We start from the raw sequence: 18,009 nt of genomic DNA on the forward strand, positions 1-18,009 counted from the left end.
CCCCGTGGCGTGAACGGGGAGGCGGCCGTCGGGGGCGGGGCCGCTCACGGCGCCCGGGCCGGTCAGGACAGGTCTCGCCGGGCGGCGATCTTCGACGACAGACTGTAGATGTCGATGAAGCCCTTGGCGGCGGCCTGGTCGAATGTGTCGCCGGTGTCGTAGGTGGCGAGGTCGAAGTCGTAGAGCGACGCCTGCGAGCGCCGTCCGGTCACCACCGCGCGGCCGCCGTGCAGGGTCATCCGGATGTCACCGGTGACCTGCCGGCTCGCCTCCTCGATGAAGGCGTCCAGGGCGCGCTTGAGCGGGGAGAACCACTGGCCGTCGTAGACGAGTTCGCCCCAGCGCTGTTCGACCTGGCGCTTGTAGCGGGCGAGTTCGCGCTCGACGGTGACGTTCTCCAGCTCCTGGTGGGCGGTGATCAGGGCGACGGCGCCCGGAGCCTCGTACACCTCGCGGGACTTGATGCCGACGAGACGGTCCTCGACCAGGTCGATCCGGCCGACGCCCTGGGCGCCGGCGCGCTCGTTGAGCTGCTGGATCGCCTGGAGAACGGTGACGGGGCGGCCGTCGATCGCGACGGGGGCGCCCTCCTCGAAGGAGACGATCACCTCGTCGGCGTCCCGGGCGACGGCCGGGTTCTGCGTGTACGCGTAGATGTCCTCGGTCGGCGCGTTCCAGATGTCCTCCAGGAACCCCGTTTCGACCGCGCGTCCGAAGACGTTCTGGTCGATGGAGTAGGGGGACTTCCTGGAGGTGGCGATCGGGAGGTTCCTCGCCTCACAGAACGCGATGGCCTTGTCCCGGGTCATCGCGTAGTCGCGGACCGGGGCGAGGCACTTCAGGCCGGGGGCGAGGGCGACGATGCCGGCCTCGAAGCGGACCTGGTCGTTGCCCTTGCCGGTGCAGCCGTGGGCGACCGTCGTGGCGCCGAGCTTCTTCGCGGCGGCGACGAGGTGCTTGACGATCACCGGCCGGGAGAGCGCGGAGACCAGCGGGTAGCGGTCCATGTAGCGGGCGTTGGCCTTGATCGCCGGGAGGCAGTACTCCTCGGCGAACTCGTCCCTGGCGTCCGCGACCTCGGCCTCGACCGCGCCGCATGCCAGGGCGCGCTTGCGGATGACGTCCAGGTCCTCGCCGCCCTGGCCGACGTCCACCGCCACCGCAATGACCTCGGCGCCGGTCTCCTCGGCGATCCAGCCGATGGCGACGGAGGTGTCCAGACCGCCCGAGTAGGCGAGTACGACGCGCTCGGTCACGGTGCTCTCCTCACCTGCGCTCCCGACTGATATGCATGAGTATGCAGACCCATGCATGATTCGTCAATCTGGTCGGGCTTTGAACGGGGGAAAACGCTTTCCCGTATCTCTCGGCGGACGCAGGCGCCGCGTCCGTACCGAGATTCCCGAGCGAACACCCCCGACCCGAGTGAGGCTTGCGCATGTCCAGGGCTCTTCCGAAGTACCACAAGCGTCGTGTCGCGCTGATCGGCGGCGCCGCCGCGCTGGCACTGTCCGGAGCGGTGATCGTCAACTCCGCGCTCGCCGGGGAGACGCCCGGCAGCGACGCGCGCACCCTGGCCGGCCCCGGCACGATCAGCTGCCCGGACGTCGCCTCCCAGCTCCCCGCCGTCCCGGCCACCGCCCAGGCCGAGGTCGACCGGAACCTCGCCCTCCTCCAGACCCAGATCGACGAGGCCGACAAACGGCTCACCGAGACCGTCGGCCAGGGCGGGCCCAACTTCGTCCAGAACGCCATCCTCGGCCCCCTGGCCAGCAAGCGGACGGCGGCCATCGACCGCATCGCCATCTCCATCGGCCGCACCGCCGAAAAGCCCCAAGGTCTCGGCGCCCTGGCCGCCTGCACCCTGAACGCCGACGGGGCCGCCGACACGGGCGAGGAGGTCGAGGCCACTGCCCCCGCGACCGCCCCGGAGGAGGGAGGCGGAAGCGGCACCGGCGCCATCAGCTGCCCGGACGTCGCCTCCCAGCTCCCCGCGATCCCGGCCACCGCCCAGGCCGAGGTCGACCGGAACCTCGCCCTCCTCCAGACCCAGATCGACGAGGCCGACAAGCGGCTCACCGAGACGGTCGGCCAGGGCGGGCCCAACTTCGTCCAGAACGCCATCCTCGGCCCCCTGGCCAGCAAGCGCACGGCGGCCATCGACCGCATCGCCATCTCCATCGGCCGCACCGCCGAAAAGCCCCAGGGCCTCGGCGCCCTGGCCGCCTGCACGCTCGATCAGTGAGCTGACAGGCAGTCATGGCCGCCCCGTTGCACGCCGGCCGGGGCGGCCATGACCGGGCGGCGGAGCCAAGAATTCCTTAGACAAACGAAATACTTGCCCGCATAATCATGAATCATGGGAAAGACCTATGAGCGCATAGACGGCAGACTCCGCACCTTCATCGAGGCACAGCCCCTCTTCTTCACCGCGACCGCGCCCCTCTCCGAGGACGGCACGGTCAACCTCTCCCCCAAGGGGCTCAAGGGCTCCTTCGTGGTCCTGGACGAACGGACCGTGGCCTATCTGGACTTCGCCGGGTCCAACGCGGAGACCATCGCGCACCTGCGGGAGAACGGCCGGATCACGCTGATGTGGTGCGCCTTCCAGGGCCCGCCCAACATCGTCCGGGTACACGGCCGAGGTGAGCCGGTCTTCCGCGACGACCCGCGCTTCGCCGCACTCCTCGCCCACTTCCCCGACATCGACCCCGGCCCGCACGGGCTGCGCGCGATCATCGTGGTGACGGCCGAACTCGTCCGGGACACCTGCGGATACGCGGTGCCCTTCATGTCGTACGACGACGAGCGCGACCTGCACCGGAAGCGGTTCGCGCGCGAGGACGACGAGTCGCTGAACGCCTACTTCACCAAGAAGGAGCACATCGCCACCAGCCTGGACGGCCTACCCGGGCTGCCGTTGCCGCTGCCGCCGTCTACGGTCTGAGCCATGCGCCCCGGTGTCGTCGCCCTCGCCCTTGCCTCCCTGCTCGCACTCGGTGCCGCGCCCGCCGGTGACCCGCCGCTGCCGGCGCGGATGGCGGACACCGGCGGCGGCACCCAGCTGATCACCGCCGTCGCCGACCGGACGGACGCCACCACCGGCACGGTCACCTGGTGGGACCTGCGGCACGGCCGCTGGGTGCGGGCCGGTACCGCCGCCGCCCGCTTCGGGGCGAACGGCCTGGTCGAGGGCGCCACACGCCGCCAGGGCACCAGCACCACCCCGACCGGGCTGTACGACCTGCCGTACGCCTTCGGGATCAAGGCGGCGCCGGCCGGGACGGCGTACAAGTACCGCCCGGTGCACCGGGATTCATGGTGGTGCCAGGACAACGACTCGCGCTCCTACAACCGTTGGACCGAGCCCCGCCCGGCGGACTGCCGGGCCGCCGAGTCCGAGCAGCTGATCACCTACACCGGCCAGTACGCGCACGCCCTCGTCATCGGCTTCAACTACGCGCAGCCGGTGCGCGGACGAGGGGCGGGGATCTTCCTGCACGTCCACGGGCGGGGTGCGACCGCCGGTTGTGTGTCCGTGCCCGCCGAGGACATGCGGCGGATCCTGCGGTGGGCCGATCCGGCCCGAAAGCCGCACATCGCCATCGGAACGACGAGCGGACCGACCGCGATCACGCGGTACTGAACACACCGGCCGCCCCGCACGTACCTCTGGGCCGAGGGACCACGCCACTCCCCCTTGTCCGTCCCCGGAGGAACCGTGACCACCACGCTCGCAGGCGGCCGTGCAGCCCGCCGCCAGACGATGCGCCGCATCCGTCCGCGCCGCTCCCCGGCCGTCCCGCTGGTGATCGCCCTGTGGGCCGGCGCGGCGGCGGTGCTGTGGCTGTGGTGGGACAACACGCCGTCCCTCGCGGACAACACCGCCAGGATCCTCGCCGCCGGCCGGATCACCGGTCTGCTCGCCGGCTATCTGATGGCGCTGGTCGTGCTCCAGATGGCCCGGGTGCCCGCGCTGGAACGACGGGTCGGCTCCGACCGGGTCGCGCGCTGGCACGCGATGAGCGGCCGCTACACGATCTGCCTGGTCATCGCGCACGTCTTCCTCATCATGTGGGCGTACGCGCTCCAGGCGGGCAGGACGCTCGGCGACATCGTCCAGCAGACCGTCGACTCGATCAACACGCTGCCGGACATGGGCAAGGCGGCCATCGGCACCGGGCTGCTGTTCCTGATCGCGTTCCTGTCGGCCGGGGGCGTGCGCCGCCGGATCCCGTACGACACCTGGTACCACGTGCACCTGCTGACGTACGCGGCGGTGTACCTGACCTTCTGGCACCAGATCACCACCGGCAACGAGTTCGCCGTGGAACCCTCCGCGAAGACCTTCTGGTACGGCCTGTACGGCGCCGTCACCGCGCTGGTGGTCTGGTACCGCGTCCTCACCCCGATCCGCCTCAACCTGCGTCACCGGCTGTACGTCGAGGCGGTCATCGAGGAGACCCCGGGCGTGGTGTCGGTGCTGATCGGCGGGCGCAGGCTGCACCGGATGGGCGCGGAGGCCGGGCAGTTCTTCCGGTGGCGGTTCCTGGCACCGGGCATGCGGTTCAGCTCCCACCCCTACTCGCTGTCGGCGGCACCCCGCCCCGACATGCTGCGCATCACCGTCAAGGCGATCGGCGACCACAGCGCACGGCTGCGCGAGCTGGAGCCCGGCACCAAGGTGTGGGCGGAGGGCCCGTACGGCGCACTCACCGCGCAGCGACGCAGCCGGGGCAAGGTGCTGCTGGTGGCGGGCGGGGTCGGGATCACGCCGATGCGGGCACTGTTCGAGACACTGCCCGGCGCGTCCGGGGACATCACCCTGCTGTACCGGGCCAACAGCACCCAGGACCTGGCCCTGTGGGACGAGCTGTCCGCCATCGCCGAGGAGCGCGGGGCGCGGCTGATGTACGCGGTCAACAGCCCGGACGGCGAGCGCCCCGACATCTCGGCCGAACGGCTGCAGCAGAAGCTGCCGGACATCGACCAGCACGACGTCTTCATGTGCGGGCCGCCCGGCTTCGCGCAGTCCGTCTACGAAGCACTGCGCGGCGCGGGAGTGCCCGCCCGCCGCATCCATCACGAGTCGTTCGAGATGTGAGCGACGGGACTTCAGGAGCTGTAGGAGCGATGAGGAAGACTCACCCCATCCGGCGTGTCGTGCTCGCGGGCGCCGCCACCGTGTCCGGGATCGTGCTGCTGCTGTCGCTGAAGCCGGCGTCCGACCCGGCGTCGGCGGCGGGCAGCGCGGCCCCGCAGCAGACCGCGGCCGCCCAGGAGTCCGCGCAGGGCGGCAGCGCGGACCCGGCGGGCACCGTCACCGGCGACGCGGTGCGGACGCAGTACGGGCCGGTGCAGGTGCGGCTGACCGTGAGCGGCGGCAAGGTCACCGATGTGCGGGCCGTGCAGGCGCCGAGCGGTGGCCGCAGTACCGAGGTCACCAACACCGCGGTGCCCCGGCTGAACCGGGCGGCGCTCGCGACCCAGAGCGCGGAGATCGACGCGGTGTCCGGAGCGACGTACACCAGCAGCGGGTACAAGCAGTCGCTGCAGTCGGCGCTGGACAAGATGGAGAAGGCGGCCGGTGGTGCCGAGGCCGGTGACTCCGGGACCGGGGGTTCCGCCGAAGCCGGGGGTTCCGCCGAAGCGGGGGGTTCCGCCGAAGCGGGGGGTTCCGCCGAGGCCGCCGCCCGTACGGTCACCGGGGAGACGGTGACGACGCAGTACGGGCCCGTGCAGGTGCGGATCACCGTGAGCGGCGGGAAGATCACGGCGGCGGAGGCCGTGCAGGCGCCGAGCGGCGGGCAGAGCACGCGGATCAACGGCAGTGCCGTGCCGAAGCTGAACGCCGCCGCCGTGGCGGCCGGGAGTGCCGACATCGACGCGGTGTCCGGCGCGACGTACACCAGCAACGGCTACCAGCAGTCGCTGCAGTCGGCGCTGGACCAGGCCGGTGGCTGAGTCGGTGACCGATCCGGCGCAGGCTCCCGCCGCGGTGCGTCATGCGGAGGAGGTCATGGGGACCGTCTTCTCCTTCGACGTCCGTGGCGGGGATCCGGAGGCGGTGCGGGCGGCGCTCACGGAGGCGGTGGCCGGGCTGCACCGGGTCGACGAGGTGTTCAGCACGTACCGGGAGGACAGCGAGGTCTCGCGGCTTGCGCGCGGGGAGCTGACGGTGGCGGAATGCGCACCGGAGGTCGGTGAGGTCCTGACGCTGGGCGCGGAGGCCGAGCGGCTCAGCGACGGCTGGTTCAGCACCTCGTACGAGGGCCGGCTCGATCCCACCGGGATCGTGAAGGGGTGGGCGGTCGAGCGGGCGGCCCGGCGGCTGGCGGAGGCCGGGGCGAGCGGGGTGAGCGTCAACGGCGGCGGGGACGTGCAGCTGTTGGGCATGCCCGGTCCGCAACGGCCGTGGCGGGTAGGGGTGTCCGACCCGCTGCGCCCGGGCGGGCTGGCGGCGGTGATCTCGGCGGCGGGCGCCGCGGAACTGGCGGTGGCGACCTCCGGTACGGCGGAGCGGGGCGCGCACATAGTGGACCCCCGCACCGGCCGCTCGGCGGTGACGGACCTGCTGGCGGTGACGGTGGTGGCCCCCATGGTGACCTGGGCCGACTGCTGGGCCACGGCGGCGTTCGCGATGGGCTCCCGGGACGGCTTGCGCTGGCTGGAGACACTGCCCGACGTGGAGGCCCTCCTGATCACGGCAGGCGACGAGGTCCGCTGCACGGGGGGCCTGGCGGCGCGCCTGGGCTGACGGCGACTGCACCCACCCAGGTGCGCGGGGCTGTGTCGCAGTGCGGCGCGCGACCAGCCCTCACGCACCCGCACCCGGCCCCGCACCGAACCGCCCCTCTCAGTGGCCGTTCTGAGCCAACCGCAGCAGATGTTCCGCCAGCGCCTGACCCCCCATCGCCTCCCGGCTGATCAACAGCAACGTGTCGTCCCCCGCGATCGTCCCCAGGATGTCGTGCAGTTCCGCCTGGTCGATCGCCGACGCCAGAAACTGCGCCGCCCCCGGAGGGGTCCGCAGGACCACGAGGTTCGCCGAGGCCTCCGCCGAGATCAGCAGCTCCTGCGAGAGCCGCCGCATCCGCTCTTCCTTCGCCGACCCCCCCAGCGGAGCCCGGGGGGTACGGAAACCGCCCTCGCTGGGCACCGCGTAGATCAAGTCACCGTCGGTGTTGCGGATCTTGACCGCGTTCAGCTCGTCCAGGTCCCGGGACAGCGTCGCCTGCGTCACCGTCAGCCCGTCGTCCGCCAGCAGTTTCGCCAGCTGACTCTGCGACCGCACCGGCTGCCGGTTGAGGATGTCCACGATCCGGCGGTGGCGGGCGGTCCGGGTCTGCGGTACGGCAGGCCCGGCGCCCGCGTGCTCGTGATCCTGCGCCTGACTCATCGTCGTCTCATTCTCCGGCTCATCCGTCCACCCCTTGGGCCTCGTCCAGAACGCCGGGCAGCGCCCGGAGGAACGCGTCCACCTCGTCGTCGCCGAGATTCAGCGGCGGCATCAGCCGTACGACATCGGGGGCGGGCGCGTTGACCAGGAAGCCGGCGTCCTGAGCCGCCTGCTGCACCCGCGGTGCGAGCGACTCGATGAGCACGATACCCAGCAGGAGCCCCGCACCCCGGACATGGGAGACCAGCGGATGCCCGAGCGACTCGATTCCGTCCCGCAACTTCTCGCTCTGCCGCTTGACGTTCTCCAGCAACCCCTCGTTCTCGATCGTGTCGAGTACGGCGAGTCCGGCGGCGCACGCGACCGGGTTGCCGCCGAAGGTCGTGCCGTGGTGACCGGGCCCGAGCAGTTCGGCGGCCCGCCCGAAGGCGACGGTGGCGCCGAGCGGCAGCCCGCCGCCGAGCTGCTTGGCGAGGGTGACGACGTCGGGCAGCACGCCCTCGTGGGCCTGGTACTCGAACCAGTGGCCGGTCCGCCCGATGCCGGTCTGCACCTCGTCCAGGACGAGCAGCGCGCCGGTCGCGGCGGTGATGGCCCGCGCGGCCTTGAGGTAGCCGGGCGGCGGGACGACCACGCCGTTCTCGCCCTGGATCGGCTCGATGATCACGAACGCGGTGTCCTCGGTGACCGCCGCGGCCAGCGCCTGCGCGTCGCCGTAGGGCACATGGGTGACGTCGCCGGGCAGCGGCAGGAAGGGGTCCTGCTTGGCGGGCTGGCCGGTGAGCGCGAGGGCGCCCATCGTGCGGCCGTGGAAGCCGCCGTCGGTGGCGACCATACGGGTCCGCCCGGTGAGCCGGCCCAGCTTGAACACGGCCTCGTTGGCCTCGGCGCCGGAGTTGCAGAAGAAGACCCTGCCGTCCCGGCCGAAGAGCTGGAGCAGCCGCTCGGCGAGCGCGACGGGCGGCTCGGCCATGAACAGGTTGGAGACATGGCCGAGGGAGGCGATCTGCCGGCTCACGGCCTCGACGACCGCCGGATGGGCGTGGCCGAGGGCGTTGGTGGCGATCCCGCCGACGAAGTCGAGGTACTGCCTGCCGTCCGCGTCCCACAGCCTGGCGCCCTCACCGCGCACGAGGGCGAGCCGGGGGGTGCCGTAGTTGTTCATGAGGGCGCCCTGCCAGCGGGCGGTCAGCTCCTGGTTGGTCATGACTCCCCCTGATCGGTTCCGTCGGGCACGACCATCGTGCCGATGCCCTCGTCCGTGAAGATCTCCAGCAGGATCGAGTGCTGGACCCGGCCGTCGATGACGCGGGCGGTGTGCACACCGTTGCGGACGGCGTGCAGACAGCCCTCCATCTTCGGCACCATGCCGGAGCTCAACTCCGGCAGCAGTTTCTCCAGTTGGGCGGCGGTGAGGCGGCTGATCACCTCGTCGCTGCGCGGCCAGTCCTCGTAGAGGCCCTCGACGTCGGTGAGGACCATGAGGGTTTCGGCGCCCAGTGCCGCAGCGAGTGCCGCAGCCGCCGTATCAGCATTGACGTTGTAGACATGTCCGTCGTCCTGGCTACGGGCGATCGACGAGACGACCGGGATCCGGCCGTCGGCCAGCAGTGCCTCGATCGCGCCCGTGTCGATGTCGGTGATCTCGCCCACCCGCCCGATGTCGACCAACTCGCCGTCGATCTCGGGCCGGTGCTTGGTGGCGGTGATGGTGTGCGCGTCCTCGCCGGTCAACCCCACGGCCAGCGGCCCGTGTTCGTTGAGCAGGTTGACCAGCTCGCGCTGCACCTGCCCGGCCAGCACCATCCGTACGACGTCCATGGCGTCCTCGGTGGTGACGCGCAGACCCGCCTTGAACTCGCTGACGATGCCGTGCCGGTCGAGGGCGGCGCTGATCTGCGGGCCGCCGCCGTGCACGACGACCGGCTTGAGCCCGGCGTGGTGCAGGAACACCACGTCCTGGGCGAACGCGGCCTTCAGGTCCTCGTCGATCATGGCGTTGCCGCCGAACTTGATCACGACGGTCTTGCCGTTGTGGCGGACCAGCCAGGGCAGCGCCTCGATGAGGATCTGGGCCTTGGGCAGGGCGGTGTGCTTGCGTGTCGATCCGCTGCTCATGAGGAGTACGCGCTGTTCTCGTGGACGTAGTCGGCGGTGAGGTCGTTGGTCCAGATGGTGGCGGTCTCGGCGCCGGCGGCGAGGTCGGCGACGATGTGCACCTCGCGGTAGCGCATGTCGACCTGGTCGCGGTCCTCGCCCACGCCGCCGTCCTTGCAGACCCAGACGCCGTTGATGGCGACGTTGAGCCGGTCCGGCTCGAAGGCGGCCCGCGTGGTGCCGATCGCGGAGAGCACCCGGCCCCAGTTGGGGTCCTCGCCGTGGATGGCGCACTTGAGGAGGTTGTTGCGGGCGATGGAGCGGCCCACCTCGACGGCGTCGTCCTCGGTCGCGGCGTTGATCACCTCGACCTTGATGTCCTTGCTGGCGCCCTCGGCGTCCCGGATCAGCTGCTGCCCGAGGTCGTCGCAGACCTGCCGTACGGCCTCGGCGAACTCCTCGTGGGCGGGGGTGACCTCGGCCGCCCCCGACGCGAGCAGCAGCACGGTGTCGTTGGTGGACATGCAGCCGTCGGAGTCGACCCGGTCGAAGGTCGTCCGGGTGGCGGCCCGAAGCGCCGTGTCCAGCACGTCGCTCGGGAGGTCGGCGTCGGTGGTGAGGACGACCAGCATGGTCGCCAGGCCCGGCGCGAGCATGCCGGCCCCCTTCGCCATCCCGCCCACGGTCCAGCCGTCCTTGGTCACGACGGACGTCTTGTGGACGGTGTCGGTGGTCTTGATGGCGATGGCGGCCTTCTCGCCGCCGTGCTCGGAGAGCTGCGCCGCGGCGGTCTCGATGCCGGGCAGCAGCTTGTCCATCGGCAGCAGCACGCCGATGAGACCGGTCGAGCAGACGGCGACCTCGATCGCGCCCCGGCCGAGCACCTCGGCCGCCTTCTCGGCGGTGGCGTGCGTGTCCTGGAAGCCCTTGGGTCCCGTACAGGCGTTGGCGCCGCCGGAGTTGAGGACGACCGCGGAGACCTCGCCGCTCTTGATGACCTGCTCCGACCACAGCACGGGCGCGGCCTTCACGCGGTTGGCGGTGAAGACGCCCGCGGCGGCGCGGCGGGGACCGTCGTTGACCACGAGGGCCAGGTCAGGGTTGCCGTTCTCCTTGATCCCGGCGGCGATGCCCGCCGCCGTGAATCCCTTGGCTGCCGTCACGCTCACGGCGCAACTCCGATCGTGGTCAGCCCCGTGGTCTCGTCGAGTCCCAGGGCGATGTTCATGCTCTGGACGGCACCGCCGGCGGTGCCCTTGGTCAGGTTGTCGATGGCACTGATCGCGATGATGCGTCCGGCGGCCTCGTCGTACGCGACCTGCACCTGAACGGCGTTGGAACCGTGGACGGACGCCGTGGCGGGCCACTGGCCCTCGGGGAGCAGATGGACGAAGGGCTCGTCGGCGAAGGCCTTGTCGTAGGCGGCGCGGACGGCCTCGGCGCTCACCCCCGGCTTCGCGGCGGCGCTGCATGTGGCGAGGATGCCGCGGGACATGGGCGCGAGGGTCGGGGTGAAGGAGACGGTGACCTTCTGCCCCGCCGCCGCGCTGAGATTCTGGCTCATCTCGGGCGTGTGCCGGTGGCCGCCGCCGACGCCGTACGGCGTCATGGAGCCCATGACCTCGCTGCCCAGCAGGTGCGGCTTGGGGGTCTTGCCCGCGCCGGAGGTGCCGGACGCGGCGACGATCACGGCCTCGGGCTCGGCCAGTCCGGCGGTGTAGGCCGGGAAGAGGGCGAGGGAGACGGCGGTCGGGTAGCAGCCGGGCACCGCGACCCGCCTGGACCCCTCCAGCGCGGCGCGGGCGCCCGGCAGCTCGGGCAGGCCGTACGGCCAGGTGCCGGCGTGCGGGGAGCCGTAGAACGTCTCCCAGTCGGCCGGGTCGGTGAGCCGGAAGTCAGCGCCCATGTCGACGACGAGCGTGTCCGGGCCGAGCTGTTCGGCGACGGCGGCGGACTGGCCGTGCGGCAGGGCGAGGAAGACGACCTCGTGTCCGGCGAGCACCTCGGCGGTGGTGGGCTCCAGGACACGGTCGGCCAGCGGCAGCAGGTGCGGCTGGAGCGCGCCGAGCCGCTGACCCGCGTTGGAGTTGCCGGTCAGGGCGCCGATCTCGACCCGCGGATGCGTCAGGAGCAGACGCAGCAGCTCTCCGCCCGCGTATCCGCTCGCTCCGGCCACGGCCGCACGTACCGTCATGGATTCCTCCTCCGTGATGGCATGACTATACGTTTCGCTGCACGTTTATGCAATGCTGTTCCGCTCCACGCGGCCCTGCCCCGCCGACGCGGTCGTCGGCGGGGCAGGGCCTGGGACGATCTTCGGCTAGCTCTGCTTGATCCGCAGGAAGGTGACCGAGTTCGCCGGGAAGGTGTACTCGAACGTCGAGGCGATCCCGGAAACCGTGGACGTCACCGGGGTGACCGGAGTGTTCGTCTCCGTGTTCACCGAGTCCGGGTCGCCCGCCAGGGTGGTCACCCGGGCCCGGGAGGTGACCTTCGCGCCACCGAGGTCGACGGTCGTACGGGCGTCGGCGGACTGGGCGTTGACGACCTTGACGATCAGGTCACCGGTCGCCGCGTCCTTGGTGACGACCTGCCGGAACGGCTCGCCGGGCTTGTCGTCGGTGAAGCTGCCCCACTCCTGGCCGTCGAGGTAGAGGGTGACCTGGCGGCCCCGCACCTTGATGTCGATGTCGTAGGCGCGGCCCGTCTCGATCGACCCGGCCTTGGAGATCAGCGTCGACTTGCCGCCGTCCGAGGCCTGCTCGACGGCGGACTGGGTGTTGTTCCAGCCGCCCAGGTTCCACCAGTAGTAGTTGCCCGTGTCCTTGACGCCGAAGGCGACCAGGAAGCCCTCCTTGCCGGACTTCTTGGTGGCCTTCACATGCAGGTCGTAGTCGTGCCAGGCGGGGTCACCGGCCGTGACCAGGGTGTTCTCGGCGGCCTCGTCGGTCTGGACGTAGGCGCCGTCCTGGACGGCCCAGCTGCCCGTTCCGTGGTGCGCCCACTGGGAGGCGTCACCGGAGAAGTCGTCGCCGAGCAGCGGGGTTCCGTCCGCCGCCGTCACCGACACATCGTCGTACGCCGCACTGGTCGCCCACGTCGACAGGCCGACGGCGCCGGAGATCGGGCCGCTGACGTCCGGGGTGCCGGTCGCGGTGGACGGGACGACGCGGTCGCCGACGTTGGTCATGAACAGCTTCTGGACCTCGTAGTTGGCGGAGTTCCAGGAGGCGTGGTTGTTGAACCAGATCAGGTCGGGCCGCCACTGGACGTAGTCCTCGTTGGCGAGCAGCGGGGCGTACGAGGCGAGCTTGACGATGTCGGCGTTGCGCTCCAGGCCGGTCATGAACGCGGCCTCGGCGAGGGCGTTCTTCATGGCGTTGCCCTGGGAGGCGTACTCACCGAGGAAGACCTGGGGGCCGTTCCTGTCGTAGCTGTCGTAGCGGTCGTTGTTCTGCAGGAACCACTGCGGGCTGTTGTAGTAGTGCTCGTCGACCATGTCGGCCTTGCCCTCGCGGTTGAGCTCCCAGGCCCGGTCGAAGGTCGAACCGGTGTCGTCCGGGCCCGAGTTGGAGATCACCGTGATGTCCGGGTACTTCGCCTCGATCGCGGTCCGGAACCTCTGGAAGCGGGCGAAGAACTCGTCGGGGAGGTTCTCCTCGTTGCCGACGGCGAGGTGGGTCAGACCGAAGGGCCTGGGGTGTCCCATCTCGGCGCGCTTCTTGCCCCAGGTGCTGGTGGCGGGGCCGTTGGCGAACTCGATGAGGTCGAGGGTGTCCTGGATGTGCCGCTGGAGCAGCGCCTCGTCGTCGGTGGCGCGGTTCTGGCCGCAGCCGGTCACCAGGGCGGGGACGACGGGCAGCGGCATGGCGCCGATGTCCTCGGAGAAGCGGAAGTACTCGTAGTAGCCGAGTCCGTAACTCTGGTTGTAGCCCCAGAAGTTGGCGTTGGTGGCGCGCTGCTCGACCGGGCCGATGGTGTCCTTCCACTGGTAGGAGCGCTTGCGCTGCCAGCCGGACGCCTCGCTGTAGTCCTGCATGGAGCCGGTGTTGACGATGCAGCCGCCCGGGAACCGGACGAACGACGGGTCCAGGGCCTCGATCTTCTCGGCGAGGTCCTTGCGCAGGCCGTTCGCCTGGCTCTTGTAGGTGTCGCGCGGGAAGAGCGAGACCATGTCGAGCGCGGCGGCTCCGGTGGAGGCGACGGAGAGGCGGCCGTGGGAGCTGGTGCGGCTCGCGGTGAAGGTGGCGGTGTACTTCTTCCAGCCGCCGGAGACGGCCACCTGGCGGGCGGTCGCGAGCGTGCCGGCGGCGTCCTTCAGGCCGACGGTGAGGGTGCTGCCGGCCTCGGCGCGGGCCCACACCGAGAAGTCGTACCGCTTGCCCTGCTCGACGCGGATGCCCGTGTTGTAGCCGGCGTTGGTGACGGACGAACCGGCGCCGAGGGCCAGGTAGTTGCGGTTGCGCTCGTTCAGGCGGCCGGTGTCGTCCCGGACCTGGGCGGTGCCGGAGACCGCCCAGGAGGTGAGCGGGGTGTACGAGCCGTTGTCGGCGGTGGAGTACTCGAAGGACCGGTTCTGCACCAGCTCGGCGTACAGACCGCCGTCGGCGGCCCGGTTGATGTCCTCGAAGAAGACGCCGTACATGGTGTCGTCGATGGCCGCGCCCCGGGCCGTCGGGTCGACGGTGATCGTGTAGTCGGTGACGTCCTCGGCGTGCGCGGGTGCCGGGACGAGTCCGGTGGCCGCCACCAGGAAGGCGGTGGCGGCGAGACCGAGTCTCCAGCGGGTGCGGGTGCGTGACATGGATACTCCGCGGCTCGATGGTCGTGATGCAGGTCGCTCGAAAGTGTTCGGGATATCGGACGTTGACCAGAAGGTCGAACGGCAAGATAGGGAGGGGGCAGGGGCCCGTCAATGGGTCGCGCAGGAACGGACGGGACGGAGACAGCGGCGTCATGGGCGAGTTCTGGCCAGTACCAGATGTGCTGGCGCACCTGACGGGCTCATGGCGGGTGCGGCGGTCCGTGCGGGATCACGCGAGCGAGGCGTGGGGCGAGTTCACCGGGACGACTGTTTTCGGCCCGCTGGAGACGGGCGGGCTGCTGCACGAGGAGTCCGGAACATTCGTCTGGCAGGGCGTGCCCCGGCCCGCCGAGCGGACCCTGCGCTTCCTGCCCGGGAGCGCGCCCGGCACGGCCGACGTCCGCTTCGCCGACGGCCGCCCCTTCCACGACCTGGACCTGTCCACGGGCCGGCACGTGGCGGACCATCCCTGCTCGGCCGACCTCTACCGCGGCGAGTTCACCGTGGTCGACGAGGACCACTGGCGGACGGTGTGGCGGGTGCGCGGCCCCGCGAAGGATCTCGTCCTGACCACCGACTACGCCCGGGAGCGTCGGCCCCTACGCCCATGAGGGCTGGACCGGCGCCCCGTCGAAACGGAGGTTCCAGCGGCCCGCCCGACCGCTGACGGTCGTCGTCGACAGCGAGCGGACGTCGAAATTCCAGTAGGTGGCGGGCGGCGCCTTGAGGGCGTAGACCAGGGCGGCGCGGATCACCGAGGGTTCGGCCACGGCGACGACCCGGCCGCCGTCCTCCACCGGCCGGGTGTCCAGCCAGCCGCCGACCCGGCCGATGAACGCCGACAGCGACTCCCCACCGTGTGGAGTGGCTCGCGGATCCGCGAGCCAGGCGTCCACCGCCGCCGGTTCCCGGGCCATCGCCTCGCCGAGCGTCAGCCCGCGCCAGCGGCCCATGTCACAGTCGCGCAGGGCGAGTTGCACCAGGGGCGCGTACCCGAGGGCGTCGCCGGTGGCGCGGCTGCGCGGCGTGGGCGAGCAGTAGCGCAGCTCGGCCGCCGACAGCGGCACCAGATCATGGGCGAAGCGCTGCACCTCGTCCCACCCGGCCTGGTCCAGCGGACGGTCGTCCTCGAAACGCTCGGCGAGCAACGAGGAGCTGCGCGCGGCGGCGACGAACGTGACCCGAAGTGACATGCCGAGATGGTGATTCCCGGAAGTGCGCAGGTCAAGTGGCGTTACCTCTGAGTCACCCAGCGTACCCAAGGCCTTACTCGCAGGTCAGGACCGGCCGCCCTCGGCTAGCGGACCTCCGCCAGGGCCCGCCGCAGCCGCCGTACCCCTTCCGCGATCTCGCCCGTCCCCGCCACCGCGGCGAAGCTCAGGCGCAGGTGGGCGGCCGGGGGTTCGGCACTGAAGTACGGGCGGCCGGGGGTGATCGCGACGCCCGCGCGCAGGGCGGCCGCGGCCAGGGCGGTCTCGTCGGTGCCGTCGGGCAGCCGGGGCCAGAGGTGGTAGCCGCCGGACGGGATGTGCGGCAAAGCCAGTTCGGGCAGCTCGCTCAGCAGCGCGGCCGTCATCGTGTCCCGGCGCAGCCGCAACTGCGTGGAGATGGCGCGCAGATGGCGGGGCCAGGCGGGCGAGCCGACGAGCTCCAGGGCCGCCTCCTGCAGCGGCCGGGGCACGAAGAAGGTGTCGACGACCTGGATGGCGCGCAGCCGCTCCAGCACCGGACCGCGGGCGGCCAGCGCGCTGACCCGGAAGCTCGGCGAGGTGGCCTTGGTCAGGGAGCACACGTGCACCACCACCCCGTCGGGATCGTCCGCGGCCAGCGGACGCGGCAGCGGCCCGGCGTCCTCGTGCACCAGCCGTCGGACGAAGTCGTCCTCGATCACGAACGCGCCGGCCGCGCGCGCGATGCGCAGCACCTCGGCGCGGCGGTCCGGGGCGAGCACGGCGCCGGTCGGGTTCTGGAAGAGCGGCTGGCAGACGAAGACGCGGGCGCCGGTGGCCCGGAACGCGTCGGCGAGGAGGGCGGGGCGCACCCCGTCCGGGTCCACCGGGACCGGCACCGGGCGCAGGCCGGCGGCCCGGGCGATGGCCAGCATGCCGGGGTAGGTGGGCGACTCCACCAGGACCGGCGCCCCGGGCGGTGCCAGCGCGCGCAGGGCCGTGGTGAGCGCCGACTGGCCGCCGGAGGTGACCAGCACCTCGGCCGCGGTGACCGCGCCGCCGATGCTCCGCGCGAACCACTCGCGCAGCTCCGGCAGCCCCTCCATGGGCGGCCGCCCCCAGGCCCCGGGCCGGCGCCCCGCCCGGGACAGCGCCGCCGCCATGGCGCGCTCCGGCTGCAGGGAGGGGTGCAGATAGCCGCCGTTGAACTCGATTACTCCGGGCGGCGGAGCGGCGAGCGACACGAGGACACCGGAGGCGTCCACCGAGCGCGGCACGAGTTCGGCGGCGCTGTCCGCGCTCAGCGACACCTCCTGCCAGGAGGTGTCCCCGGCGGGCGTCGCCTCCGCCCGCGGCCGGGCCCGGAAGGCTCCGGCGCCGGGCCGGGTGACGACCAGGCCCTCGGCCGCGAGCTGCGCCAGGGCGCGCGAGACGGTCACCGGGCTCACCCGGAACCGCTCGACGAGGGCCCGGCTCGACGGGAGCTTTCCACCGTATGAGTAGCGGTCGAGTTCTCGCCGCAGTTGATCCGCCAGTTCACCGACGCTGCTACGCTCTTGCATGAGAGCACAGAGTAGCGCTACCGCTCCGAGCCGGATAGCGGTCGATACCCCGAGCGGCACCTCACCGGCGTACGGCACCCTGCTGGCCGCGCTCGGCGTGACCGCCTTCTCCCTCACCTTCCCCGCCACCGCCTGGGGCCTGGAGGGCTTCGGCCCCTGGTCGCTGGTGGCCGTGCGCAGTGTCCTCGCCGCCGTGCTCGCCGGTGGCTGCCTGCTGGCGCTGCGGGTGCCGCTGCCGGACCGCCGGCACTGGGCGGGGCTCGCCGTGGTGGCGGCCGGAGTGGTCGTCGGCTTCCCCCTGCTGACCACGCTCGCGCTCCAGACGTCCACCACCGCGCACGCGGCGGTCGTCGTCGGCCTGCTCCCGCTGACCACCGCGCTGCTCTCCGCCCTGCGCATGGGCGCCCGGCCCTCGCGCACCTTCTGGACGGCCGCGCTGGCCGGCGCCGCCGCGGTCGTCGCCTTCACCGTGCAGCAGAGCGGCGGCGCCCTGACCACCGCCGACCTGTATCTCTTCGGGGCCCTGCTGGTGTGCGCGGCCGGTTACACCGAGGGCGGCCGGCTGGCCCGGGTCATGCCGGGCTGGCACGTCATCGGCTGGGCGCTGGTGTGCTGCCTGCCGGTGTCCGTGCCCGCCGCCGTGCTCGCCCTGGCCCAGGAGCCGGTCCAGCTCACCGCGCACAGCGTGACCGGACTGCTGTGGGTCGCGGCCGGCTCGCAGTTCGCCGGCCTGGTCGTCTGGTACCGGGGCATGGCGGTCATCGGCATCCCCAAGGCCAGCCAGTTGCAGTTGGCGCAGCCGCTGCTCACACTGGTGTGGTCGGTGCTGCTGCTGGGCGAGCATCTGACAGTGGCCGCCCCGCTGACGGCCGCGGCGGTGCTCGTCTGCATCGCCGTCACCCAACGGGCGCGCGGTTGAGCGGGTCGTACGACCCCCTTACCGCCGCCGCCCGCGGGCCGTGGGCTCAAGGCCACGGA

The 18,009-nt window shown here is 71.8% G+C and carries 17 protein-coding genes; 8 read left to right on the top strand and 9 right to left on the bottom strand.

Annotation, left to right across the window (positions count from 1 at the left end):
• Positions 1–62: 62 nt before the first annotated feature.
• A complete protein-coding gene (locus tag ACWD11_RS12885; RefSeq protein ID WP_451282895.1) occupies positions 63–1,256 on the bottom strand; it encodes an argininosuccinate synthase in 1,194 nt (397 codons plus the stop codon).
• A 182-nt stretch (positions 1,257–1,438) separates the two neighbouring features.
• Between ACWD11_RS12885 and ACWD11_RS12890 the strand changes: the two genes are divergently transcribed.
• From ACWD11_RS12890 to ACWD11_RS12915, 6 genes are all read left to right on the top strand, one after another.
• On the top strand, positions 1,439–2,245 hold the full coding sequence (locus ACWD11_RS12890) for a hypothetical protein (protein WP_451282897.1): 807 nt from the start codon (positions 1,439–1,441) through the stop codon (positions 2,243–2,245).
• Positions 2,246–2,359: 114 nt separating this feature from the next.
• The gene (locus ACWD11_RS12895; RefSeq protein WP_389419304.1) at positions 2,360–2,947 is read left to right on the top strand and encodes a pyridoxamine 5'-phosphate oxidase family protein; all 588 of its coding nucleotides are present in this window, start codon (positions 2,360–2,362) and stop codon (positions 2,945–2,947) included.
• Between the two features lie 3 nt (positions 2,948–2,950).
• Positions 2,951–3,646, top strand: coding sequence for a L,D-transpeptidase family protein (locus ACWD11_RS12900; protein ID WP_389419305.1), 696 nt, complete (start codon positions 2,951–2,953; stop codon positions 3,644–3,646).
• Positions 3,647–3,721: 75 nt separating this feature from the next.
• Entirely contained in the window at positions 3,722–5,104 is a 1,383-nt protein-coding gene (locus ACWD11_RS12905) for a ferredoxin reductase family protein (protein WP_451282899.1), read from the top strand.
• A 29-nt stretch (positions 5,105–5,133) separates the two neighbouring features.
• Positions 5,134–5,964, top strand: coding sequence for an FMN-binding protein (locus tag ACWD11_RS12910; RefSeq protein WP_451282901.1), 831 nt, complete (start codon positions 5,134–5,136; stop codon positions 5,962–5,964).
• Between the two features lie 55 nt (positions 5,965–6,019).
• The gene (locus tag ACWD11_RS12915) at positions 6,020–6,757 is read left to right on the top strand and encodes an FAD:protein FMN transferase (RefSeq protein WP_389419525.1); all 738 of its coding nucleotides are present in this window, start codon (positions 6,020–6,022) and stop codon (positions 6,755–6,757) included.
• 99 nt (positions 6,758–6,856) lie between these two features.
• On the opposite strand, the gene ACWD11_RS12920 is transcribed toward ACWD11_RS12915, so the two are convergent.
• The 6 genes from ACWD11_RS12920 to ACWD11_RS12945 form a co-directional block, all read right to left on the bottom strand.
• Positions 6,857–7,399, bottom strand: coding sequence for an arginine repressor (locus ACWD11_RS12920; protein WP_389419308.1), 543 nt, complete (start codon positions 7,397–7,399; stop codon positions 6,857–6,859).
• Positions 7,400–7,418: 19 nt separating this feature from the next.
• Positions 7,419–8,606, bottom strand: coding sequence for an acetylornithine transaminase (locus ACWD11_RS12925; protein WP_451282903.1), 1,188 nt, complete (start codon positions 8,604–8,606; stop codon positions 7,419–7,421).
• Positions 8,603–9,517 carry an acetylglutamate kinase gene (gene argB / locus ACWD11_RS12930; protein ID WP_389419310.1) on the bottom strand — a complete coding sequence of 305 codons (915 nt, stop codon included), beginning with the start codon at positions 9,515–9,517 and terminating at the stop codon, positions 8,603–8,605. Before argB ends, ACWD11_RS12925 begins: the two co-directional genes overlap by 4 nt.
• Positions 9,514–10,665, bottom strand: coding sequence for a bifunctional glutamate N-acetyltransferase/amino-acid acetyltransferase ArgJ (gene argJ, locus ACWD11_RS12935; RefSeq protein WP_451282905.1), 1,152 nt, complete (start codon positions 10,663–10,665; stop codon positions 9,514–9,516). Before argJ ends, argB begins: the two co-directional genes overlap by 4 nt.
• The gene (gene argC / locus ACWD11_RS12940) at positions 10,662–11,690 is read right to left on the bottom strand and encodes an N-acetyl-gamma-glutamyl-phosphate reductase (RefSeq protein ID WP_451282907.1); all 1,029 of its coding nucleotides are present in this window, start codon (positions 11,688–11,690) and stop codon (positions 10,662–10,664) included. Before argC ends, argJ begins: the two co-directional genes overlap by 4 nt.
• Positions 11,691–11,816: 126 nt before the next feature.
• Positions 11,817–14,300, bottom strand: coding sequence for an alpha-L-arabinofuranosidase C-terminal domain-containing protein (locus tag ACWD11_RS12945; RefSeq protein ID WP_451282909.1), 2,484 nt, complete (start codon positions 14,298–14,300; stop codon positions 11,817–11,819).
• 152 nt (positions 14,301–14,452) lie between these two features.
• On the opposite strand from ACWD11_RS12945, the gene ACWD11_RS12950 reads away from it, so the two are divergent.
• The gene (locus ACWD11_RS12950) at positions 14,453–14,911 is read left to right on the top strand and encodes a DUF6314 family protein (RefSeq protein WP_451282911.1); all 459 of its coding nucleotides are present in this window, start codon (positions 14,453–14,455) and stop codon (positions 14,909–14,911) included.
• Here the strand turns inward: ACWD11_RS12950 and ACWD11_RS12955 are convergent.
• Positions 14,900–15,493 carry a histidine phosphatase family protein gene (locus tag ACWD11_RS12955; protein ID WP_389419315.1) on the bottom strand — a complete coding sequence of 198 codons (594 nt, stop codon included), beginning with the start codon at positions 15,491–15,493 and terminating at the stop codon, positions 14,900–14,902. The genes ACWD11_RS12950 and ACWD11_RS12955 overlap by 12 nt on opposite strands.
• Before the next feature lie 104 nt (positions 15,494–15,597).
• Positions 15,598–17,031 (bottom strand): aminotransferase-like domain-containing protein, encoded by a 1,434-nt coding sequence (locus ACWD11_RS12960; protein ID WP_451282913.1) that lies wholly within the window; start codon positions 17,029–17,031, stop codon positions 15,598–15,600.
• Here ACWD11_RS12960 and ACWD11_RS12965 point away from each other — a divergent pair.
• Positions 17,030–17,950: a DMT family transporter gene (locus ACWD11_RS12965; RefSeq protein WP_451282915.1), complete on the top strand. Its 921-nt coding sequence runs from the start codon at positions 17,030–17,032 to the stop codon at positions 17,948–17,950. The genes ACWD11_RS12960 and ACWD11_RS12965 overlap by 2 nt on opposite strands.
• Positions 17,951–18,009 lie beyond the last annotated feature (59 nt).

The organism is Streptomyces sp. NPDC002776 (assembly GCF_053592195.1).